Below are 18,368 nucleotides of genomic sequence, written 5' to 3'. Positions count from 1 at the left end.
TTAAATAGTCTCCTGTTTCAATTGCTTTGTGTTTTGTTCATCCAATATCCAATTGCTGTACCAGTTCATTAGCTCTCTCCGTTCAGTTTTAAAATCAGCACGTAAATATACACCTCGTACACCTTGTACTTTATGAGCAAGTTGGGCTTCTATAGCATCACTCCTGAAATGACTTTGTTCATGTAAGACACTTGAAGCTAAGGCACGAAAACCATGTAGTGTATGAAGATCTTTATAGCCAGTATTGTGGATCAGTTTTCTTGCACTGGTTTCACTGATAGGTTGTGGTTTCTTTGTGGATGGTGAGTTAAACAGGAATGGGGTGAAGCCAGTAATAAGTCTTAGTTCTTTCAGCAACTTTAACACTTGTTCTGATAAAGGTACCCAATGAGGTGCTGCCATCTTCATACGATCCGCTGGTATATGCCATTCTGCTTTTTGTAAATTAAATTCACTCCACTGCGCTAATCTTAATTCTGATGGTCTGGTAAATAAGTGTGCGAGTAGTTCAATGTATAGCTTAATGATTTTAGTGGCTGAACTGTTTTTAATTATGTTCAGCATTTCATGGGCTTTTTCGTGATTTATGGCTGGTTGATTGGTTACACGTGGTTTGGGGGCTAATGCCTTTTTCAATCCTATGAATGGATAATTTTCTGTAAGTGATGAACCCACTGCATATTCAAAAATTGCCTCTAATCTATCATGCAATCGATGTGTTACTTCAAAATGACCTCTTATTTCATGAGGGCAGATGATTTCTAAAATATCTGCTTTAGTTATATCATCAAGATGTTTATCACCAATGAATGGGTAAACGTCTCGTATAAGACTCTTATGGTGACGATTACTGGTTACTGGTTTCCAACGAGTATTATTTTTTTTATGCCATTGTTCTGCAATTTCACGAAAAGTGGTTTTTTTAATTTCGAAGGTATCACTTTTTCTTGGGTCGATTCCTTTATTAAGTAAATCCCTATGTGATATAGCGAGAGTACGAGCTTCTGCTAAACTGATACTGGGATAATTCCCTATGGTAATTGTTTGTGGTTTCTTTTCCCATTGAAAACGAAAGAGGAACACTTTTTTACCACTGGGTCTGATTTCCAACACTAAACCATCTCGGTCAGCGTGTCGTTTTCCATCCTCTATCTTTAATGATCTAATTTTTGCGTCTGAAAGCATTGTCCTTACCTCAACTAAGCAGAACCTTTGAATAGAAGGGTAGAAAAACCTTACCCAAGATCTTACCCAAAGTACCTGCGGTTAAATACGAAAATAAACGAATAGTTGAGAACGATTTGAGAAGAAGAAGTCAGTATTATTTTAATAATAATCAATAAGTTGCGAGCTGTTGTGAACCAATGAGAGCTGTTGTAAAAAGATTCATTGGTACCGAGGGTCGGACTCGAACCGACACGATGTCACCATCACCGGATTTTGAATCCGGCGCGTCTACCAATTCCGCCACCCCGGCACGCGCGGTCATTATAACAAAGATAGAGATACTAACAATGGATTTTAGAAAATTATTTAACTGGAACCAGAACTATTCTAATTATTAGTCTGTATCTGGTTATTTTTTCCATAATTTGTAGAAAAACTAATTGATATTGAACCTTCGTGGACGCGTACTTTCTGATTCAGATTCCTTAATCCTATTTGACATTTTGAATCACTTAATTAAATAATGGCCTAAAATATGAGTTATAGTTGATTTAAGCGTGTTGAATGAGGTATGTATGAATAAGTCCGGCTGTTTTGTTTTGGGAGTTGCTTTATTCAGTTTTAGTGTTGCAGGTTATAGTACCCATTGCCCCGATCCCAATACGACCTCTTTGAAATGGGGCGTTCCACCTTCTCCCTGGGTTGAAAATCCTTTTTCACTGAACAGACCACAAGGAGAGGAAAACACGCGTTTTGTAAAAGCGAATATTCTTGTTGCTCGATATGGACAGGGCGTAACCTGTACTTATAGAAACTCTGCAGGTGATTACTCTATCTGGTGGCAGGTTTTGACAAAAATTCCAGCCCGCTCCGATAACAGCTGGATAGATACCTTGGGTGGTTATGTCTGTACTCAAGGATTAACTGAATGCCAGTTTTATGTTGCAGATACTTCTGAAAATTAATCCATAGAGGGTGATTTGTAATCATTTTAGCCTGTGACTATACTTAATTTGGATATAATCCAGTTGGATTCTAAATGAGGGAATAAGTCGTGGATGATATAGATGATGGAAGCAATTTGAAATCTGATGAAATGGACAAGTCAGACTCTGCGAAACATCGTATGGATGAGCTTTCTTCCAAAGATGAGGCATTTAAAGCGCTGGTTCTGCGTAAGCTTGTCGATATAAGAGATAAAGAGATTCAACCTGAGTTATACGACAAGGATCGCCCCGAACGAAACCCACATATTCAGAGAGCAAACTTTATCTACGCCTTGATATTTAAGGTGAAAGATGATTTTAGAGCGCCAAACGATGTAATGAAATTTATTTCGGAACTGGAAGATAAGTATCCACTGGCTGTTTCAACCATTGATGAAGTTAAAGAGATGTTGAGATCATTAGACGTTAAATGATGGATCACCATTTAACGTGTTTTCAATCAGGAAGGTAAGCAGGGCATACACGAATTATTATCGTATACACCATTGCTGAATTTTAGAATGAGCAAAACTAAATCCGGTCTTCTGTAATGTTAATCATCATTTCCAGGGCTTTCTTGGCATTATCTATTACCCATTGCTGATCATTGACCGGGAGTCTGTTTCTGGTTCCCGTAAACTCGTTAACAACATCACCGGCTTTAACTTCGTTATACGCCATGTTTTTACCTTGGCGCAGCAGATCTACCAGGGCAACCAAATGAGGAGGATCATTGCGTGACATGGTAGCGCAACCACAGCCTATGCCTTTTTCTTCATCTTTTTTAGGCGCTTCTGCCAGATTGACTACTTCTATCCCCAGTCCTTTACAATATTGTTTTAGGTTGGCAACCATATGATTTTCTGTGCCTATAGCATAACGTTTGGTTCCTGCCCTGTCATTTACGACATGATCCCAGATAAATGCTGTAGATCCCGAATACTGGGCAACTCGTATGACCGCATTACGACATTCTGGATGCACTATGGTGGCGTAGCCTTTTTGCTGCCAGTATTCACACATTTCAGGTTGATAATGTGTATGTACTGCGCATTCGCTGGCAAATAAAATTAATTCTGCTTTATCAAATTGATCCAGAGTTTTCTTATCTTGATCTGGCAGTGAGTAGCGTGCACCTGCTGTTCCACCAGGCCAATAAGCAAGATTCTTAATTCCTAGCCAGTAAGCTACATTTTCACCCATATGTTGATCGGGTATAAACAGGATTTTTTTATTTTGCTTTTGTGCCCATTGGAATATTTTTTTTACATTAGAACTGGTACAAACTGCTCCACCTTGTGCTCCAGTCATGGCTTTTACCCGGCCAGAGGTGTTCATGTAACAAACAGGTATAATATTCTCGGCACCATAACGCTCATTTAAATCGATAAAGGCAGGTTCTACCATAAAATCTTTGGCAAGCATTTCCATGGTGCATCCTGATTTGGGATTGGTAATGTACACATGCTGTGATTTGTTAGCCAGAATACTGATGGATTCAGCCATAAAATGCACCGCAGATTCAATGATGACTGACTTTTCTGGATGATTGGCTGCCATAAGCGCTAACTGATATGAATCGCCTATTTTGCCACCGAACTGTTCGATTAAACGAACAATATCTCCACCCATATAATAATGAGCGAGAAGGAGCATTTTATCGCCGAAATGATCCTGTGCTTTCTTAAGATAAGGCTTCATCCACTCCAATACAGTAGTTAGCTTGCGATCTGGTAGTGCCTGATATTCTTCGGCATAGGGTATAAAATCTTCCTGGTACCAGTCTATTGGGTAATCACTTTGGCAAATGCTCATATCATTGCGTATGTGCATCAAGGTCGTTTCTGGTTGGTAAATAGTCGAATTATTAAACATCAAATCTACCTCTAAAATAATTGGGGATAAACATCATTAAATCCTGGAATTTCGTCATCCTGAACGCAGTGAAGGATCTCCAAATGCAGACACAGAACCATGTTCAGGAGATCCCTCATTGTATTCGGGATGACGTATCCTTAGGTTATTGAGAAGTTACCAACTTGTGCGAGGATCCCTAAGGAACACGTTGCGGGACGTCGGAATTGTCAACAAACCCTAGCCAAGAGCATTATCTACTGGTCCCAGTTTGGCAATGCTTTCCTGAGCTTTTATATTTTTACCTGGGAAATCTTCCCGATAATGACCTCCACGGGATTCTCGTCGTGCTAATGCTGCCCTGACGATTAGCTCAGCATTTAGTATTATATTTCTTAATTCGATGAAGTCTCGGGTAATACAATGTTTCCAGTAATATTCTTCAATAATTTTCTTACGCTTCATTATTAATTGTAGTAGATCCTGAAGACCTGCTTCAGTACGCACTATTCCTGCATAGGAAGTCATTTCTCCCCGTAGTCCTCTCCATTGAGCATTAATTTGACTGGCACGTCTGGCGTTGACTTCACCCGGTGAACTCCAGTTCGGTATAGTATCCATTGTTTTTATTGGTGATGCGATGTCTTTTAAAGTGCATCGTGCTGCATTGGAGCCCATGACCAAAGCTTCTAGCAATGAATTACTTGCCAGACGATTGGCGCCATGAAGCCCCGTAAAAGCGACTTCGCCTATAGCATATAACCGTTTCAGGTCTGTACGGCCATCAACGTCTGTTAATACTCCGCCACACTGGTAATGTGCCGCAGGTACAACAGGGATCATGTCCTGACTCATTTCTATGCCTATAGATAATAAAGTCGTGTATATCTGGGGAAATCGTTTTTTCAGGAATGATTTGCTTTGGTGAGTAATGTCTAGATACACATATCCTGCTTGGCTTTGCTCAATTTCACTAAAAATTGCTCTGGCAACAACGTCTCGGGTAGCCAGCTCCATTTGCTCAGGGGCATACTGCTTCATGAACCGTTCGCCCGTTTCAGGATTTTTAAGTAAAGCTCCCTCGCCACGAACCGCTTCAGAGATTAAGAAATTATTCAGAGAGTGATGATGGAGAAGGGTAGGATGGAATTGATAGAACTCCATATTACCTACTCGTGCTCCCGCTCTGTAAGCCATAGCCACACCATCACCTGTTGCAACCATGGGGTTTGTTGTGTAACGGTATGTTTTTCCTGCGCCACCAGTAGCCAAAATGACACAATTAGCCAAAAAGGTGTGGATACGATTGTGTTGACAATCCAAAATATAAGCGCCTAAAACCTCACCTTGATTGTCCGTTCGGTGCGGAAGGTATTGAGTAATTAAATTGACTGCTACATGATGCTCAAAAAAATCAATTTGATCGTGGTGTCGTGCTAATTGATTCAAGGTTTGAGTAACGGTTAAACCGGTTTGATCACCACAATTAAAAATGCGTCTATGCGAATGTCCGCCTTCTTTCGCCAGATTAAACTCACCATTTTTGTCCTGTTTGAATTTAACCGCATAGTGACCCAATTGTTTAATTATGTCCGGTCCCTGACGAATAATAAATTCTACGGCTGGCTGATAACATAAACCATCGCCAGCAAGGAGGGTATCCGAAATATGTGATTCAAGTGAATCCTCTGGGGAAAAAGCAGCAGCTATTCCGCCTTGTGCATAACGGCTATTGCATTCAATTGATTCCGCTTTACTGATTAACGCGATCTTTAATTGAGGCTGGATTGCCAATATTTGCAGGCAATAATGCAATCCAGCTAATCCGGTACCTATAACAAGAACATCGTATTTAAAGGTTTGCCCTTGTTGTGATAAGGTATCGCTCATGAAAATGCCTTAACTAACTGTGTAGCCAGACCAGTGTAGGTTTCTGGGGTCAGGCTGGAAAGTTGCGCTTTTGCCTCTTGGGGAATGGAAAGATTATTGATAAAATGTTTCAGACTTTCCGCATCAATACCTTGACCACGAGTCAGTGTTTTTAATTGTTCGTAAGCATCAGGAACATTATAACGACGCATTACGGTTTGCACTGCTTCTGCCAGAACTTCCCAATTCGAATTTAAATCCTCTTCAAGGGCAGTTTTATTAATTTGTAATTTATCGTTGCCTTTGGTGATGGAATAATAGGCAATTAAACTGTAAGAAAAAGCCACGCCTATATTACGTAATACAGTGGAGTCAGACAAATCCCTCTGCAGACGTGACTGCGTCAGTTTATTAGAGAAATGGATGAACAGGGCGTTGGCAAGACCCAGATTTCCCTCTGCATTTTCAAAATCAATAGGATTCACTTTATGAGGCATTGTCGAAGAGCCTACTTCAGCGGCAATTGTTTTCTGTTTAAAATAACCCAGGGAAATATAACTCCAGATGTCTTGGGTGAAATCCAGTAATATATTATTAATTCGTACCATGATTTGTGATACTTCAGCGATACCATCATGTGGTTCGATCTGAGTCGTGTAGGGATTGAACGACAAGCCGAATGAAGTGACGAAATTAGCACAATGTTTGCGCCAGTCAACTTCCGGGTATGCAATAAGATGAGCATTGTAGTTACCTACCGCACCATTGAATTTTCCAGGGATCAGAACTTCTGCTAATTGTTGCTGAGGTCGTTTAAGTCTGGCTACGAAATTTACCAGTTCTTTACCCATAGTAGTTGGCGTTGCGGGTTGACCATGTGTTCTGGATAACATCGCAGCATCACAGTGCTGTTTTCCGAGCAGAGTGATACTTCCCATAATTTCAGCCAAAGTAGGTTGAATTACCTGGGCAATCGCTTGTTTCACCATGAGAGCATAGGCTAGATTGTTGATGTCTTCAGAAGTACAGGCAAAATGAATGAATCCAATGATCGATTTAAGTTGTTCCTGATTCTGGAATTTGTCCTTTAAATAATACTCAATAGCTTTTACATCATGATTCGTCTGCCTTTCAAATTCTTTGATTTTTCCAGCTTCTGATTCATTGAAATTTTCAATTAGAGCGGATAAAAACGCTTTTGAGTTCGCGTTTAATGCGGGTACTTCTGGAATGGCCTCATTAGCTGCCAAAGATTCAAGCCAGCGAATTTCAACCATCAACCGGTAATAAGTTAACGCAAATTCACTAAAATAAGGACTTAAAGACCTTGTTTTATTTATATAACGACCATCTATGGGGGAGATTGCGTTTAAAGCTGAAAGTGTCATAGGTAGCCTGCCTAAATAAGAAAGCATATATAATATTAGATGCGGGGCAAGATGTGAATTAAAGTGAGAAATTTTATATCAAAATTAACACATTTTTGTTCCATGTGCGTATAATAGCCACAAATTCTAATAAGTTGGCTCAATTTTTATGAAAACGATTATCGAATCCTATCAGGCTGGGTTATTTCAAAAAAAATATTGGTTACAAAATATTGTTTCTGGATTAATCGTTGGTGTGGTTGCTTTGCCCCTTGCAATGGCTTTTGCTATAGCTTCTGGAGCGAAGCCAGAACAGGGTTTGTATACCGCTATCGTTGCCGGTTTGGTTGTCTCGATTATGGGAGGCAGTCGGTTGCAGATTGCGGGTCCTACTGGTGCATTTATTGTAGTGCTTGCCGGGATTACTTCCAAATATGGGATCTCAGGATTGCAAATTGCCACATTGATGGCTGGTTTTATGTTGTTGTTCTTTGGACTCGCACGACTGGGCGGAATAATTAAATTCATACCCAGCCCCGTAATTATTGGATTTACCTCGGGGATCGCTGTAGTCATTTGGGTAGGACAGTGGCAATATTTTTTTGGATTACCCACAACAACTGGCGCGCATTTTCATGAAAAATTGTGGCACCTGATCCAATCGTTTCCACAATTCAATATACCTACCGCAATATTGGGATTGTGTTCTTTATTCATGGTTATTTTTTCCAACAGGATTCCTGGATTAAAACGCGTCCCAGGTCCATTGATTGCTTTGGTAATCGCAACGGTTTTGCAATCTATATTTCATTTCGAAAGTGTTGCCACTATAGGAAGCATGTTTGGTGGGATTCCTCAGGGTTTACCCACTTTTGAATTGCCTGCCATTAATCTGGATCGAATTATTGAACTGGTAGGTCCAGCGTTTACCATCGCCATGCTTGGCGCGATTGAATCTCTGTTATCAGCTGTTGTTGCTGATGGTATGTCTGGAACACAACATAACTCCAATCGAGAGTTGGTTGGACAAGGATTAGCAAATATCCTGACGCCCTTGTTTGGCGGATTTGCAGCAACTGGCGCCATCGCACGAACAGCGACCAATATTCGTAACGGTGGAAACAGTCCTTTATCAGGAATTATTCATGCGGTGACTTTGATATTAATTATATTGTTTTTAGCGCCATTGGCCGTAAATGTACCCCTGGCTGCGCTGGCGGCTATTTTATTTGTAGTTGCCTGGAATATGAGTGAAGTACATCATTTCGTTAAAATCATCAAATTGGCACCAAGAACGGATGTAGTGATATTACTTGTAACCTTCATTTTAACCGTGTTTGTCGATTTAGTCGTCGCAGTGAATATTGGAGTTATCATCGCTATTCTGCTCTTTATGCGTCAAATGGCCATGGGGGTAGAAGTACAGCAAATGTCTCAGGCTGAGTTGTCACAAGAATTGGAACAACAGAAAATTGCTGAGTTACCTCCTGGGGTGCTGGTGTATTCAATTGAAGGCCCATTTTTCTTTGGAGCTGTAGAGGTTTTTCAACGCGCATTGGCATTCACGCATACCGATCCACAAATTTTGATCATTAGAATGCGATGGGTACCCTTCATGGATGTTACCGGGTTGCAAACTTTAGAGGAAGTTATCGCAGGATTACAAAAACGTGGAGTGCGAGTGATATTAAGTGGCGCTAATGATTCAGTTGAAGAAAAATTACGTAAAATTGGGATCCTCAATATGATTGGTGAACATAATTTCTTTAAAGATTTTTCCAAGGCTCTTGCCGCGTGTCATGTGAATTTACCCGATCCAAGGAACCAGGATAAATACGAGGTTTCAAGCAATAGTTCCGAAGTAGGGGTAGGTACCTAGGAACTGTAATCAAATCAATTGAATTAATAAGGGCGCAAAGCGCCCTTATTGTTTAGCCATCAATCGATTTAAATTGATTGATTATATTTCCGGAGGCATGCTGGTAGGTATTTACAGATAATGGTTCATTTAGTTCACTAAAATTAATTCCGTCTAAGGGAATCATTCTCAGATTGGCTTCATTGATACTACGGAAGTAGATGGTCTTGGTACCGATATCAAACACCATGCTCAATTGCGTGGGCGAGGAAGTTCCTGGTGCCTGTGCGACATTTCCCAAACCATTAAACGCGTAAGCAATATGTTCTTCATTCGCTATATAACTAGGCAATTTTTTGAGATAATGTGCGCCCCTTACGAAGCGTGATTTAGAATCATATCCTCCGGGAAGTGGTTTATCACCACCGAACTCGCCATACTCACTAAGAGCGGCTAGTGCTGATGCATAGTCGATATTGGTTATCACAGGAGGGATTAAATTGTCCTGAGTATGAATGACCAGTTCGCCATTTAAATATTCAAGAACAGCTGATTTACCTTCGGCATCATTGATAATCAGATGAAGATTCATAGCCACATTGCGATAGGTATTGGGGAGTAACTGATAGTTGGAACTGTCATCAATGACTTCCTGTACATTTTGGAAATTATCTAAAATATACTGTACCCATTCAGACGTGCTTAAAGTAGGTTTATCCCCACTGACTGAATAACGTGAAGAACTCAGAATAAGAGCTGAAGCTGTAAGGCCCTTTTCATTCATTCCATCGGCAGCAGGGCCTGGTTTAAAGCGGTTTCCACCATGAAAAACGACACTGCCGTAACGGCTTTTCCAAATCAGTGGATGATATTGATGACTGTCAACATTGGAAACCATCAGTGTATCGCGTGGATGAATAACTACTGCTCCCTCTCTGTATTTCCAGTCTAAATTGACTGCAACAGTAGCGGGCTTGTTTTTATTAAAGACCAAGGCAGAACAGGCTACGCTGGAAAAGGAAATCGTATTTAAAGATAAGGCAACAGACATGAGTGCTATACGTTTAAACATTGTAACGTCCTTGTGATAATTGAACTGTTGAACAGGTTCAAGTGAGCCTGTTCGTCCTGAAATGGTACAGCAATTCATCTTAACTCATAATGATCAACTTTGTCATATTTTGTTACTATTGAAAAAAAATACCCCTCTAAATAAGCGTTTATAGAATTTCAATTGAGGCAACTGCCAAAGACTTGAAGGTTCTAATTCCAATAGACTGACAATTTAAGTAGAATGGCTATCATTTTATGAATTTGGGGTTGATATGACGGTTAAAATACATACTATCGATTTGGCGCAACTTGGAATGCGAGACCTGGAGCAGGTAGGTGGTAAAAATTCTTCTCTAGGTGAAATGATCAGTCATTTATCCTCAGTTGGTGTTTCTGTACCCGGTGGATTTGCAACTACTGCAGATTCATTTCGGGAATTTTTATCCCGTGACGGCCTGGATAAGAAAATCTATGAACAATTATCCTCACTGGATACTGATGATGTGCGTCAATTAGCTGTAGTGGGTAAACACATTCGAGACTTGATAATTAATACCCCCTTTACCCCTGAATTTGAACAGGCTGTTCGTTCATCCTATAAAGAGTTGGCTGATCGAATCGGTCATGATGATTTTAGTGTTGCTGTCCGGTCATCTGCTACAGCAGAAGATTTACCGGATGCCTCCTTTGCCGGTCAACAGGAAACTTTTTTAAATGTTAAGGGAATAGATGCAGTTTTAGATTCAATTAAACATGTCTTTGCGTCTTTGTTTAATGACAGAGCTATAGCCTACCGTGTCCACCATGAATTTGCTCATAGTGATGTGGCATTATCTGCTGGAATTCAACAAATGATACGCAGTGATTTGGCAGTCAGTGGTGTTATGTTCACTATGGATACTGAATCAGGCTTTGATCAAGTTGTCTTTATCACTTCATCTTATGGCTTAGGTGAAATGGTAGTTCAAGGAGCTGTAAACCCTGATGAATTTTATGTTCACAAACCAGGAATAAATGCGGGCAAACCCGCCGTAATTCGCAGAAATCTGGGTAGTAAAGCACTCAAAATGATTTATTGTGACGATCCGTCTTTGGAGCGACGAGTAAAAATAGTAGACGTTGATCCAGCAGAGCAATTATTGTTTTCTTTGAGTTCCGAAGAAGTAGAACAATTAGCGCGACAAGCATTAACTATAGAAAAGCATTACGGTCGACCCATGGATATTGAATGGGCTAAAGATGGAAAAAATGGCAAATTGTATATTTTGCAGGCGCGTCCTGAAACGGTAAAAAGCAGAGATAGCAAGCAGGTATTGGAGCGATACACGTTACTGAAAAAAGGCGAAATATTAAGTGAAGGCCGTAGTATAGGACAACGTATAGGACAGGGTAAGGCAAAGATCATTAAAGATATAAGTGAAATGCATAAGGTCCAGCCTGGTGATGTTCTTGTTTCAGATATGACGGATCCTGATTGGGAGCCGGTCATGAAGCGTGCATCAGCTATTGTTACCAATCGCGGGGGAAGAACCTGTCATGCTGCAATTATTGCGCGCGAACTGGGAATTCCTGCAGTAGTGGGATGTGGTGATGCAACGAAAACCATTACAGATGGTGATGACGTTACAGTGAGTTGTGCTGAAGGAGATACGGGTTTTGTGTATTCTGGTCTTTTGCCCTTTGAGCAAGTTCGTCTCGATGTAGAAACCATGCCAGAATTACCCATGAAAGTGATGTTGAATGTGGGTAATCCTGAAAGAGCCTTTGCCTTTCAATCAATTCCGAATTCAGGGGTAGGTTTGGCACGGCTGGAATTCTTGATTTCCAATACCATTGGAATTCACCCTAAAGCCTTACTTGATTTTGATACGTTGCAGGATAAAGAACTTAAAAAATTCATTGCGGATAAAACAGTAGCCTATTCATCACCTGTTGAATATTACATTGAGCGATTAAAAGAGGGGATAGCAACCATTGCAGCAGCGTTTTATCCCAAGCCTGTGATAGTACGTTTATCTGATTTTAAATCAAATGAGTATGCAAATCTTGTTGGTGGCAAATTGTATGAACCTCATGAAGAAAATCCGATGCTGGGTTTTAGAGGCGCATCGCGCTATGTGTCTTCAAGTTTTGCTGAGTGTTTTGCTCTGGAATGTAAAGCAGTCAGACGAGTTAGGGAAGATATGGGGTTAACCAATGTCGAAGTCATGATTCCTTTCGTAAGAACCGTTTCTGAAGCCAGTGATGTCATTCAAGTTTTAAAGCAACACGGACTTGAACGAGGCAAACACGGTTTGCGGGTTATTATGATGTGTGAATTACCTTCTAATGCTTTATTGGCCAGCGAATTCCTGGAGCATTTTGATGGCTTTTCAATTGGATCTAACGATCTGACGCAATTAACCTTAGGATTAGATAGAGACTCTGGTTTGGTGGCTGCTCAGTTTGATGAACGGAATGATGCGGTCAAAGCATTATTGCATATGGCAATTGTTGCCTGTAAAAATGCGGGTAAATATATAGGGATTTGTGGTCAAGGACCTTCAGATCATCAGGATTTTGCCCAATGGTTAATGAAAGAAGGAATCGATAGTGTATCTCTGAATCCTGATTCTGTTTTGGAAACCTGTTTATTTTTGGCAAAGCAGTAAAGACAGTATTATGACATCCTTGCATAAGCGCTGAGGAATTCTGGCATCTAAATACTGAGTTAGTTAATAGGGAATCGATCTGAGAAAAATGTACGTCATTCCCGCGAAGGAGGGAATCCATGCATCACATGAGCACCTGATTGTGTTTGCTTAATGGATCCCCGCTTTCGCGAGGATGACGTAAAAAAGGTAAGAATCATTTAGAATCAAGCCACGGTGCGTAAACATTTGTGGGTAACGGAACAAGTAAATTGTCAACAGATACTAATCAATGTGTGATTTAAAATATGAGGAATGTTCAGACCTTTTAGTTACATAGGGATATCATAAATTACATTAAAGGGGGCGGGAATTATGCGCAGTTCAAAATGGTGGTTTCTTGTAGTGAGCATCTGCCCGATGATTGCGTTTGCCGCGGGCACTGATGATCATGCTGATCCTGTTGCCTCGGTTCTTCTTGGTGTGACGTCCATTTTTTTCTTTGCCATTATCGGCAGATACATTGCTCGACGGTTGAATCAACCCGGAGTGCTCGGGGAATTATTGATGGGCGTTATTGTCGGCAATCTATGCTATTTTTTGGGAAGCCAGCTCATTGTTATTTTGAGGGAAGGTTCTTCAATTTTTAATGTGATGAAGGAAGTTCTAAATGGCGTTCCAATTGGTCAGGCCGTAAGTTCAGTTATTCCCAATCCGTTTTATGCTCAACAAATCACTCAGGCGTTAAGCGGTACTGATGGTACGGAATATCTTAAAATTGCGTACATAGTGGATATATTTTCACGTCTGGGTGTTATCTTTCTTTTGTTTATGGTCGGATTGGAAAGTTCTCTGGAAGAACTGAAGCACACCGGTAAAGAATCCATTTTAGTTGCTCTTATTGGTGTTTTGGCACCAATGATTCTGGGTTTTCTTGCTGCTTATTTTTTACTACCCGCTTCACACGTTCAAGCGGATTTATTTATCGCGGCAACTTTGAGCGCTACCAGTATTGGCATTACAGCGAGAGTGCTTAAAGAGATGAATAAGCTTCGTACACGAGAAGCACGAACTATTCTCGGCGCAGCCATGTTGGATGATATTTTAGGCTTGATTCTATTGGCTGTGGTTAGTAGCGTCGTCATAAGTGGTGCTGTTGATGTTGGGATGGTAGTACGAATTATTATATATTCCTTACTTTTCTTTGCGGGTACCCTGGTTTTGGGACCTGTATTTTTACGCAAATCCGTTCATTTTTTACGTTTTCTTGAGCCATGGGAATCCAAGTTGTTTATTTCGTTCATTTTTGTAATGGCCCTTTCCTGGCTGGCTTCGTTTGTACATTTGGCTGCTATTATTGGTGCTTTTGCCGCTGGAGTGATCATTCACGATGATTATTTTAAATCACAGGAACCTCGTCAAACAGAAAATCGAAGCATCCATCATTTAATTTCCCCTTTAGAGTCTATATTGGCACCCATGTTTTTTATGGTGATAGGTATTCAGGTGAAATTAGAAACATTCTGCAGCTGGAATGTGATTGTATTATCCAGTGGTTTAATTGTTGCCGCAATTATTGGAAAATTGGTCAGTGGGTTAGGTGCGAATCGTAAAGACGATCGATTGCTGATTGGCATTGGTATGTTGCCTCGTGGTGAAGTTGGTCTGGTATTCGCATCTATTGGTCGTACACTGGGTGTCATTTCTGATGAACTGTTTTCCTCTATAGTTCTAATGGTTTTAGTGACTACTTTTATTGCGCCTCCCTTATTAAAAGCGCGTTATGCTAACAAGAAAAAGGAACTGAAGGTTTGAAAATTGATACGTTACAAATTGCCTCAGATGTGCGGCATGCCATACTTGAAGATGTTGGCACTGGTGATGTGACCGCAGCTTTGTTGCCATCTCACCTTATAGTCGAAGCAGAGATTATTTCCAGAGAAGCGATGTTGGTCTGCGGGCAACCTTGGGTTAATGAAGTTTTTGCTCAGATTGATGATAAAATTGAAATTGAATGGTTGGTTTCCGAGGGCGAATGGTTAGCCGAACCCGCTTCTTTGTGCATCATTCACGGTACCGCTAGCAGTATTTTAACGGCAGAGCGAACAGCATTAAATTTTTTGCAAACCCTTTCAGCCACAGCAACTCAAACTCACCATTATGTAGAGAAGCTTCGTGGTACGGACACTCGATTACTGGATACCCGTAAAACGATACCTGGCCTAAGATTGGCTCAGAAATATGCTGTCGTTTGTGGTGGCGGAGTTAATCATCGCATGGGACTATATGATGCTTTTTTGATAAAAGAAAATCATATTAAAGCCTGTGGAACGATTGCCAAAGCGATTAACCTGGCCAGAAGTACTGACAAACATTTATTAGTTGAGATTGAGGTGGAAACTCTGGGTGAGTTACGTGAGGCTTTTGAAGCCCATCCTGACAGGATACTGCTGGATAATTTTAGTCTGGATATGCTCAGGCAGGCGGTACAGATGAATCAGCCTAAATACTGTGAGTTGGAAGCTTCAGGCGGGATAAATATTGAGAATATAAATGAAGTTGCCCGTTGCGGGGTTGATTTTATTTCTGTGGGTGCAATTACTAAATCAGTCAAGGCAATTGACTTAAGCTTATTAGTTAGGGAAGTGTTATGAGCCTGAGTATCGTATTTACTGGAGGAGGCACTGCCGGTCATGTCACTCCAAATATGGCATTAATTAAAGAATTTAAGGCAGAAGGGTGGAATATAAATTATATTGGTTCAGAAGAAGGTATTGAAAAAGGGATGATTCAGAATGTGGGAATACCTTTTCATGCGGTGAGCAGTGGGAAATTACGCCGATATTTTAGTCTGAAAAATGTGTTAGACCCTTTTAAAATAGTGATTGGAATTGTTCAATCATTTTTCTTATTTCATAGATTAAAACCTGATGTGGTGTTTTCTAAAGGTGGATTTGTTGCATTCCCAGTGGTTGTCGGTGCCTGGTTAAATCGAATCCCTGTCGTTGCCCATGAATCAGATATGACCCCGGGGTTGGCTAACCGACTTTCATTTCCGTTTGTTAATAAAATTTGCCTCACCTTTGAGGCGGGTAAAAAGCACTTTAAGCGTCAGGATAAGATTGAGGTTACCGGCACTCCAATTCGTGAGCAATTATTTACAGGATCCCCAGCGAAAGGGCTGGAGATGTGTGGCTTTAATAACGAAAAACCGTGTTTGCTGGTTATTGGTGGAAGTTTAGGAGCAGGCTCAATCAATCAGAGTGTGAGGGATGCTCTTGGACAATTAACTGAGCAGTTTCAAGTGATTCATTTGTGTGGCAAGGGAAAAATCGATCCTTCATTGAATCATCTTAAAGGTTATCGTCAGTTTGAATATGCCAATGAAGAGCTTGCTGATTTGTTTGCGGCCGCTTCAATTGTTATTTCTCGAGCAGGGGCAAATTCTTTGTATGAGATACTTGCTTTAGGAAAACCGCATATCCTCATCCCGATATCCGCAATGGTGAGTCGAGGGGATCAAATACAAAATGCGCGTTATTTCCAGGGATTGGGTATCAGTGTCGTGATTCAGGATCAGGCTTTGAATGCAGAAACTTTATTAGCTGCTCTCCAGGAAGTGATAAACAACACGAATGATATTGATAAAAAAATCAAAGCATTAAAAATTGAGTCTGCTACAGACAAAATCGTAGCAATAATCAAGGAGCAAGCACATGTTCAAGCCCCAAGAACTGTATGATTATGTAAATCAGCAATGGCAGGAAGAAATACTGCCCAGTTTATGCGACTATATTAAAATTCCCAATAAATCACCTCATTTTGATTCCATGTGGCAAGAACATGGTTATATGGATAAAGCCGTTGCCCATATCGCCCAGTGGTGCACAGATCATGCGCCCAAAGGAATGAAATTGGAAATTATGCGTTTAGAAAACAGAACGCCTTTAATTTTTATGGAAATCCCCGGGCAAATCGATGAAACCGTTTTACTCTATGGACATTTGGACAAACAACCTGAAATGTCTGGATGGCATGAAGACCTGGATCCGTGGAAGCCGGTGTTGAAAAATGGGCTCCTTTATGGACGAGGGGGAGCAGATGATGGATATTCTGCTTATGCTTCATTAACCGCGATTCGTGCTCTTGAAGCGCAGGACATTCCTTATCCTCGCTGTGTATTAATTATTGAGGCTTGTGAAGAAAGCGGCAGTTACGATTTGCCTTATTATATTGAACTATTAAAAGAGCGGATTGGTAAGCCAGCCTTGGTCATCTGCCTGGATTCGGGAGCCGGTAATTATGAGCAACTTTGGATGACCACCTCTTTGCGCGGCAATGTTGTCGGAGAACTGACGGTTGAACTGATCAATGAAGGAGTACATTCCGGTAATGCCAGCGGTATTGTAGCTGATAGCTTTAGAGTTGCCAGACAATTAATCAGTCGAATTGAGGATGAGAAAACCGGTGAAATTAAGTTACCTCAGCTTTATTGTGATATCCCTGAAGAGCGAATCAGTCAGGCAAAAGATTGCGCTTTGGCGCTTGGTAATCAAGTGTATACTGAATTTCCCTGGCATGATGAAGTTCAACCAGTCAGACAGGAAAATCCGGAATTAATTTTGAATCGAACATGGCGACCAGCATTGACCGTGACGGGTGCAGATGGATTTCCTGCAATTGCAAATGCAGGGAATGTTATGCGCCCTAAAACAGCACTTAAACTATCCATGCGCCTACCTCCACTGGTAAACCCAAAAGAAGCATCACGAGCGTTGCAGGAAACTTTAACGGTAAATCCGCCGTATAATGCCAAAGTGAGTTTTCGGGTTGATGATGGATCAAAAGGGTGGAATGCTCCATTGCTTTCTGGTTGGTTAGCTCAATCCGCTGATGAAGCATCGCGTACTTTTTATGGTAAACCTGCAGCCTACATGGGGGAAGGTGGGACTATTCCATTTATGGGAATGTTGGGCGAGCAATTTCCAAATGCCCAATTTATGATCACCGGTGTATTGGGTCCACACTCTAATGCTCATGGACCTAATGAATTTCTTCATCTGGATATGGTAAAGAAATTAACATCATGCGTTTCATATGTTCTTTATAGTTTTTCTCAACAAAAATAATTAAAAATTATCTCGACAGTTAATTAAAATATTGGGATACTTTGCAGCGGCTCCGGAACGAGCCGCTTAGTCCAACAATTAGGAGAAAATTATGAAAGCAAGATTCATTGCTATGTTATTGTCATTATTCGTTGTAACCCTTCCTGTTCAAGCAGATACAGTACCTAAAAAACAACCAGAGCAACATGCTTCTTCACCAGGTAAAATAGATCTTAATCAAGCGGATTTATCTACTCTTACCGGTTCTTTTAAAGGTATTGGAAAGAAACGAGCTGAAGCGATTATTGCCTATCGAGAGAGTCATAAAGGATTCAAGTCACTTGAAGAGCTCGCTGAAGTCAAAGGATTTGGCCAACGTTTTATGAATACTAATCGTGATAAACTGAAAGAAGTATTCATCATTAATTAAGTGCTGAGGTCGTACCGAATTATCTTAAGTTTTAATTACTTTGGAT

General features: G+C 40.7%; 14 protein-coding genes and 1 tRNA gene. 9 read left to right on the top strand and 6 right to left on the bottom strand.

The features are described from left to right. The gene (locus IZU94_RS08520; RefSeq protein ID WP_203109844.1) at positions 1 to 1,185 is read right to left on the bottom strand and encodes a tyrosine-type recombinase/integrase; all 1,185 of its coding nucleotides are present in this window, start codon (positions 1,183 to 1,185) and stop codon (positions 1 to 3) included. 205 nt (positions 1,186 to 1,390) lie between these two features. After that, positions 1,391 to 1,477: transfer RNA gene (locus IZU94_RS08515), tRNA-Leu, on the bottom strand. Between the two features lie 265 nt (positions 1,478 to 1,742). Here IZU94_RS08515 and IZU94_RS08510 point away from each other — a divergent pair. Together IZU94_RS08510 and IZU94_RS08505 are read left to right on the top strand one after the other, a co-directional pair. Then, positions 1,743 to 2,132, top strand: a complete 390-nt coding sequence (locus IZU94_RS08510; protein ID WP_203109843.1) for a DUF3757 domain-containing protein — start codon at positions 1,743 to 1,745, stop codon at positions 2,130 to 2,132. Between the two features lie 89 nt (positions 2,133 to 2,221). Beyond that, the gene (locus IZU94_RS08505) at positions 2,222 to 2,587 is read left to right on the top strand and encodes a hypothetical protein (RefSeq protein WP_203109842.1); all 366 of its coding nucleotides are present in this window, start codon (positions 2,222 to 2,224) and stop codon (positions 2,585 to 2,587) included. A 97-nt stretch (positions 2,588 to 2,684) separates the two neighbouring features. Here the strand turns inward: IZU94_RS08505 and nadA are convergent, their stop codons facing one another. The 3 genes from nadA to purB form a co-directional block, all read right to left on the bottom strand. Further along, positions 2,685 to 4,028 carry a quinolinate synthase NadA gene (gene nadA / locus IZU94_RS08500; RefSeq protein ID WP_203109841.1) on the bottom strand — a complete coding sequence of 448 codons (1,344 nt, stop codon included), beginning with the start codon at positions 4,026 to 4,028 and terminating at the stop codon, positions 2,685 to 2,687. A 219-nt stretch (positions 4,029 to 4,247) separates the two neighbouring features. Continuing rightward, entirely contained in the window at positions 4,248 to 5,897 is a 1,650-nt protein-coding gene (nadB, locus tag IZU94_RS08495; protein WP_203109840.1) for an L-aspartate oxidase, read from the bottom strand. Next, positions 5,894 to 7,264, bottom strand: a complete 1,371-nt coding sequence (gene purB / locus IZU94_RS08490; RefSeq protein ID WP_203109838.1) for an adenylosuccinate lyase — start codon at positions 7,262 to 7,264, stop codon at positions 5,894 to 5,896. The genes nadB and purB overlap by 4 nt, the downstream gene beginning before the upstream one ends. A gap of 148 nt (positions 7,265 to 7,412) precedes the next feature. Here purB and IZU94_RS08485 point away from each other — a divergent pair, with 148 nt between their 5' ends. Next, positions 7,413 to 9,122 (top strand): SulP family inorganic anion transporter, encoded by a 1,710-nt coding sequence (locus IZU94_RS08485; RefSeq protein ID WP_203109836.1) that lies wholly within the window; start codon positions 7,413 to 7,415, stop codon positions 9,120 to 9,122. Between the two features lie 52 nt (positions 9,123 to 9,174). Here IZU94_RS08485 and IZU94_RS08480 read toward each other — a convergent pair whose 3' ends face one another. Continuing rightward, on the bottom strand, positions 9,175 to 10,173 hold the full coding sequence (locus IZU94_RS08480; RefSeq protein WP_203109834.1) for a linear amide C-N hydrolase: 999 nt from the start codon (positions 10,171 to 10,173) through the stop codon (positions 9,175 to 9,177). 253 nt (positions 10,174 to 10,426) lie between these two features. On the opposite strand from IZU94_RS08480, the gene ppsA reads away from it, so the two are divergent. The 6 genes from ppsA to IZU94_RS08450 all read left to right on the top strand — a co-directional run bounded on the left by ppsA (position 10,427) and on the right by IZU94_RS08450 (position 18,322). Next, a complete protein-coding gene (gene ppsA, locus IZU94_RS08475) occupies positions 10,427 to 12,805 on the top strand; it encodes a phosphoenolpyruvate synthase (protein WP_203109832.1) in 2,379 nt (792 codons plus the stop codon). 354 nt (positions 12,806 to 13,159) lie between these two features. Continuing rightward, positions 13,160 to 14,599 (top strand): cation:proton antiporter, encoded by a 1,440-nt coding sequence (locus tag IZU94_RS08470; RefSeq protein ID WP_203109830.1) that lies wholly within the window; start codon positions 13,160 to 13,162, stop codon positions 14,597 to 14,599. After that, positions 14,596 to 15,438: a carboxylating nicotinate-nucleotide diphosphorylase gene (gene nadC, locus IZU94_RS08465; RefSeq protein ID WP_203109828.1), complete on the top strand. Its 843-nt coding sequence runs from the start codon at positions 14,596 to 14,598 to the stop codon at positions 15,436 to 15,438. Before IZU94_RS08470 ends, nadC begins: the two co-directional genes overlap by 4 nt. After that, positions 15,435 to 16,526, top strand: coding sequence for an undecaprenyldiphospho-muramoylpentapeptide beta-N-acetylglucosaminyltransferase (murG, locus tag IZU94_RS08460; RefSeq protein WP_203109826.1), 1,092 nt, complete (start codon positions 15,435 to 15,437; stop codon positions 16,524 to 16,526). Before nadC ends, murG begins: the two co-directional genes overlap by 4 nt. Continuing rightward, positions 16,501 to 17,913: a M20 family metallopeptidase gene (locus IZU94_RS08455; RefSeq protein ID WP_203109824.1), complete on the top strand. Its 1,413-nt coding sequence runs from the start codon at positions 16,501 to 16,503 to the stop codon at positions 17,911 to 17,913. The genes murG and IZU94_RS08455 overlap by 26 nt, the downstream gene beginning before the upstream one ends. A gap of 91 nt (positions 17,914 to 18,004) precedes the next feature. Then, complete coding sequence (locus IZU94_RS08450) at positions 18,005 to 18,322, top strand: ComEA family DNA-binding protein (RefSeq protein WP_203109823.1); 318 nt, start codon at positions 18,005 to 18,007, stop codon at positions 18,320 to 18,322. Positions 18,323 to 18,368: the final 46 nt, after the last annotated feature.

It is taken from the genome of Legionella bononiensis (assembly GCF_016786215.1).
In the GTDB taxonomy this organism is placed as follows: domain Bacteria; phylum Pseudomonadota; class Gammaproteobacteria; order Legionellales; family Legionellaceae; genus Legionella; species Legionella bononiensis.
Note: the sequence above shows the minus strand (reverse complement) of the source record. Positions and strands in the feature narration are given on the sequence as shown.

Bases quoted from the DNA above. Each gene is read 5' to 3' on its own strand.
- IZU94_RS08520 (WP_203109844.1), bottom strand. From the start codon at position 1,185: ATGCTTTCAGACGCAAAAATTAGATCATTAAAGATAGAGGATGGAAAA.
- IZU94_RS08510 (WP_203109843.1), top strand. From the start codon at position 1,743: ATGAATAAGTCCGGCTGTTTTGTTTTGGGAGTTGCTTTATTCAGTTTT.
- nadA (WP_203109841.1), bottom strand. From the start codon at position 4,028: ATGTTTAATAATTCGACTATTTACCAACCAGAAACGACCTTGATGCAC.
- nadB (WP_203109840.1), bottom strand. From the start codon at position 5,897: ATGAGCGATACCTTATCACAACAAGGGCAAACCTTTAAATACGATGTT.
- purB (WP_203109838.1), bottom strand. From the start codon at position 7,264: ATGACACTTTCAGCTTTAAACGCAATCTCCCCCATAGATGGTCGTTAT.
- IZU94_RS08485 (WP_203109836.1), top strand. From the start codon at position 7,413: ATGAAAACGATTATCGAATCCTATCAGGCTGGGTTATTTCAAAAAAAA.
- IZU94_RS08480 (WP_203109834.1), bottom strand. From the start codon at position 10,173: ATGTTTAAACGTATAGCACTCATGTCTGTTGCCTTATCTTTAAATACG.
- ppsA (WP_203109832.1), top strand. From the start codon at position 10,427: ATGACGGTTAAAATACATACTATCGATTTGGCGCAACTTGGAATGCGA.
- IZU94_RS08470 (WP_203109830.1), top strand. From the start codon at position 13,160: ATGCGCAGTTCAAAATGGTGGTTTCTTGTAGTGAGCATCTGCCCGATG.
- murG (WP_203109826.1), top strand. From the start codon at position 15,435: ATGAGCCTGAGTATCGTATTTACTGGAGGAGGCACTGCCGGTCATGTC.
- IZU94_RS08455 (WP_203109824.1), top strand. From the start codon at position 16,501: ATGTTCAAGCCCCAAGAACTGTATGATTATGTAAATCAGCAATGGCAG.
- IZU94_RS08450 (WP_203109823.1), top strand. From the start codon at position 18,005: ATGAAAGCAAGATTCATTGCTATGTTATTGTCATTATTCGTTGTAACC.